The organism is Emticicia sp. (assembly GCF_049241225.1).
Taxonomy (GTDB): Bacteria; Bacteroidota; Bacteroidia; order Cytophagales; family Spirosomataceae; genus Emticicia.
Genome location: NZ_JBMLRC010000342.1, coordinates 1 through 4,309 on the forward strand (window position 1 = coordinate 1; position 4,309 = coordinate 4,309).

Here is a 4,309-nt window from a genome sequence, read left to right on the forward strand (position 1 = left end):
TTATAGATTATAATTGCATATCATAAACAAAATCCCGAAGGGATGGTATTATTATTTATCTTTATCTCATTTTGGTATTTTTTTAACAGATAAATTTTGTTGTTCAAACAAAAGATAGCATATTTGCACCACAACAAAAAACGGGGGTGTAGCTCAGCTGGTTAGAGTACTTGCATGGCATGCAAGGGGTCGTGGGTTCGAATCCCATCTCCTCCACTTAAAGCCTAATAATCAAAAAGATTATTGGGCTTTTTTATATTCAAACTTCAACTATTCACAAAATCCAACACTTGCATAATTTAGTAAACCCATTTTTATCTATCTTCTGAAAAATCTATAATTTTCATTCACTAAAAAACGTTGCTAAAATTACAGACAATCCGTCTGAATTTGTACTTTTGTATAACATCCAAAAAAATCATGAAAACAAAATTATTTAAGTACTTCATCGTCTCCTTTACGCTTGCATTTGTTACTTGGTCATGCGATAAATCAACTACCGAAACTCCTCAACCACAAGTTTTGGTTAGTTCCACCCTCGTTAAAGAATTAACAAAAGAGCAGCTCATTGCGGCACTTGGTTCAAGCTTGGGTTCGCAAGCTGCACTTTTTATTCGTTCGGGTGTTAAGCAATACAAAATTGTTTACAAAACCAAAAATACTGATGGCACTGAAATTCAAGCATCAGGTGGTTTAATTGTTCCGACAGGCTCTACCACTCCACTTTCGTTGGTTAGTTATCAACACGGAACAATCTTCGATGATAAACAAGCACCCTCATATTTTACTGCCGATGGCGAAGGTACGCTTGCCTCGGTTGTTGCAACGATTGGTTACATCGTAGTAGCTCCCGATTATATTGGTTATGGAGCTTCAAACACGCTTCCTCACACCTACGAACACCGTGAAGGACTTGCCTCTGCAAGTCTCGATATGCTTCGTGCGGCAAAAGAAGTAATTGCGAAAGAAAAAATTAGTTGGAATAACAACTTACTGCTTGCTGGATATTCGGAAGGAGGTTTTGCTACTTTGGCTTTACAGAAAAAAATTGAAGAAGAAACTGGCTCAGAATTTAATTTGAAGGCTTCGAGTTGTGGTGCTGGTGCATACAACAAAACTTTGAGTTTCAAAACTTTGGTTTCGACACCTTCAAGTGGTAATCCTCAGCACAATGCTTCTTATATTTGGGTTTTGTTGACTTATGATAGAATCTACAAACTTAACCGCCCAATGACTGATTATTTTGCGGCAGCTTATGCGGCACAGATTCAGAAAGAGCAACAAAACGCAAGAATTTCGGGCAGTTTAATGACACTTTTGAGTGATAAAGTAAAAAAAGGCGTTAGTGAAGGTACAGATACAGCCTTATTGAATGCAGTAAAAGATAATGATATTTTTGACTGGAAACCAAAAACACCAACTCAGCTCTATCACGGAACAGCCGATACTTATGTACCGTATTTCAATTCTCAAACAGCCTTCGATGCCATGAAACAACGTGGGGCAAGCAATGTCGAATTGATTCCCATTACTGGTGGCGACCACGGTTCATCTATCCAAAATTATTTACTCGGAACACTTTCTTTCTTCGGAAATGTTAAATAATGAATAATTGAGAATTGATAATGGAGAATTTAAAAAAAACATTCTTAATTCTCAATTCTTAATTCTCAATTCTTAATTTTTAGTTTTCAACTCTCAATTTTCTATGGCAAATTTACAATCAGGTGTTGTACACACAGTATTTTTTTGGTTAAAAGAAAAAGACAACAAAGAGCATCAAGAAGCTCTTCACGCGGGTTTGAAAGAACTTTCAAAAATTGATTTAATCAAAACTGCGTATGTTGGTCGCCCAGCCAATACCAATCGTGAAGTAATTGATTCTTCATACAGTTTTTCTTTGACTTTTGTGTTCGATAATGCCGCTGACCAAGACGCATATCAAGTTCATCCTGATCATTATGTATTTATCAACAACTGTTCCTCACTCTGGGAGAAAGTAGTCGTTTATGATGCCGAAAGTTAATTTTTAAAGAAATAGTGCCCAACTTTGCTGTTTTTTTCAGAAATTTGCAATTCATTACTGCGAAAAAGATTCGCATTGTCCTTGAATTCCCATGAAAAAAATACTATTATCTATACTTACTTTAGCTACAACACTTGCTCATTCACAGAAGTTAAGTTTTGATGCTAGGGGTATTATAGCCATTTCAGATGCCGATATGGCGGCCTCAGCTTTTGTTGATGGTAAGCTATTTAAAGAACGTGGCAACAAAGATTATATGTCGATTGTGAAGCTTCCGATTGAGAAGTATTCCGACGAAATCAGAAGTTTAGTTGTCTCTAATTCGGCAATCAATTCGGCAAAAAGTATTGTTATTTCGCCCAATCGTCCGGTTGCTTATGTAGTAGAAGCTCGTGGCACAACACCCGAAACTACAACTGAGATACGCAACCTGAATTCAGAACTACCTGCAGGTGGCTTTATTTCAGTGGTTGACATCAGTGATTTATCTCAACCAAAGGTTTTATATAAATTTCCTACTGGCAAAAATCCAACGGCAATTGAAATCAGTCCGAATGGTGAATATTTGGCACTTTGTAGTGAAGAATACGGCAAAGAGTTACAGGTTTTAGAACTTGACCCAACTGGAAAGCCAATTAGAATCATCAATAAACCACAAGATTTTCAATCAGGTAAAATCAGTGATGTAACTTGGCATCCAAACAATAATTTCTTAGCCTTCACAATGGAAGAATCAAAAGAAGTTGGTTTAATGAAAGTTACTCGTGATGGGCCCACAACCAAAATCATACGTCTAGATGTGGTTGGTCGCACCATAAAAGTTGGAAGTTTACCAAGTGCTGGACAATTCACGCCTGATGGCAAGTATTATCTCATTCCTGATGTAAAATCGAATATAACGAATAAGTCAGAATCAAGCAGCGATGCTATGGGTGATATGTTTATCTTGAAATTTAATTTAGAAGGCACAAGCGAGCATTACCTAATCACAAAAACTAAACTTGGCGAAACACCAACAAGTTTTGCGATTAGTCCAGATGGAAGCTTAGTAGCAGTGACAAATGCAAAAAAATCATACTATCCGTGGGAAAACAATGATTCTTCAAAAAAAGCCTCTATTTCATTGTTAAAGCTATCAGCAGATGGTTCATTAAATAATGTAGCAGAGTACGAATTTGACGGAATCTTGCCCAAAAATATTGTATTCGACAAATCAGGTGAAAACATTGCCGTAACGGTTTTCGATTACTATAATTTTGGAAAACATTTTGGCGGAATTGAATTTTGGAAAGTAAAAAATGGCGAAAAGCCTAGTTTACAAAAACAAGATTTCAAACTTTTCATGCCACGTGGCTGCCACGGAATTCAAATCGTAAAATAAGATTTTCAAATTCACTCTAAAGCCTTCAAATTTCATTGAGGGCTTTTTTGTTGGCGATAAATCAGTTAGATTTGGATTAATTATTTCGGATATTAAACTTTTCACGCTGAAGTAAGATTTAATCCAATTATAAAAATCCTGAAAGGATTAAATATAAATAGCCATAGGTGAAATCTATGGTAATAAGTGTTATTTTTAAGTTCAACCCCAAAGGGGTTAAACTTGTTATTCAATATAAACGCCCATAGGTTTCACCTACGGCTATTAAAGTTGAACCACTTTGTGGTTTATATAAAACTATTACACTTCAAACCCTAAAAAATGACATCAACCAACAATGAAGGACTACGCCGTGAAATCGGTATTTTGGGCTTAGCGGCCAATACACTCAACCGAACCATCGGAGCAGGAATTTTCGTCTTACCCGCCTTTGTCGCCAGTTTTTTGGGCGAAACCAGCATTTTAGCCTATCTTTTTTGTGGATTTCTGATGATGCTCATCATGCTTTGTTTCTCGGAAATAGGGAGCAAAATTACAGTCACAGGGGGGGCTTACGCCTACATTCACGCCGCTTTTGGGCCTTATGCGGGTTTCTTGGCCAATACAATGTTTTGGTTTGTGGGAATCTTGGCCGATGCCGCTATTGCTAATGCTATGGCCGATACTCTCAGTGTTTATTTTCCTACTCTCTCCCAATTACCAGTTAGAGCCACTTTCTTTTTGATAGTTTTCGGACTTTTCACCTACATCAATATTCTTGGTGTAAAGCACGGTGATAATATCGTAAAAATCACAACCCTCATCAAACTAATTCCCCTCGTAGTGCTCATCATTGCGGGCTTCTTTGGAACTTCTGCCGAAAACCTAGCATGGCATTCGATGCCGAGCATTTCAAAATTAGG

At 37.1% G+C, this 4,309-nt stretch carries 4 protein-coding genes and 1 tRNA gene; all 5 read left to right on the forward strand.

The genetic code is table 11. From position 1 onward, the window contains the following. The first annotated feature begins 142 nt into the window (after positions 1–142). Positions 143–216 (forward strand) — tRNA-Ala (locus tag ACOVO2_RS18335). Between the two features lie 204 nt (positions 217–420). Next, positions 421–1,605, forward strand: a complete 1,185-nt coding sequence (locus ACOVO2_RS18340; RefSeq protein WP_421771370.1) for an alpha/beta hydrolase family protein — start codon at positions 421–423, stop codon at positions 1,603–1,605. Positions 1,606–1,708: 103 nt separating this feature from the next. After that, entirely contained in the window at positions 1,709–2,026 is a 318-nt protein-coding gene (locus ACOVO2_RS18345; RefSeq protein WP_350264832.1) for a Dabb family protein, read from the forward strand. Between the two features lie 91 nt (positions 2,027–2,117). Then, a complete protein-coding gene (locus ACOVO2_RS18350; protein ID WP_421771371.1) occupies positions 2,118–3,407 on the forward strand; it encodes a YncE family protein in 1,290 nt (429 codons plus the stop codon). 321 nt (positions 3,408–3,728) lie between these two features. Beyond that, on the forward strand, positions 3,729–4,309 hold a 581-nt coding region (locus ACOVO2_RS18355), incomplete at its 3' end, for an APC family permease (RefSeq protein ID WP_421771372.1).

Bases quoted from the DNA above. Each gene is read 5' to 3' on its own strand.
- ACOVO2_RS18340 (WP_421771370.1), top strand. From the start codon at position 421: ATGAAAACAAAATTATTTAAGTACTTCATCGTCTCCTTTACGCTTGCA.
- ACOVO2_RS18350 (WP_421771371.1), top strand. From the start codon at position 2,118: ATGAAAAAAATACTATTATCTATACTTACTTTAGCTACAACACTTGCT.
- ACOVO2_RS18345 (WP_350264832.1), top strand. From the start codon at position 1,709: ATGGCAAATTTACAATCAGGTGTTGTACACACAGTATTTTTTTGGTTA.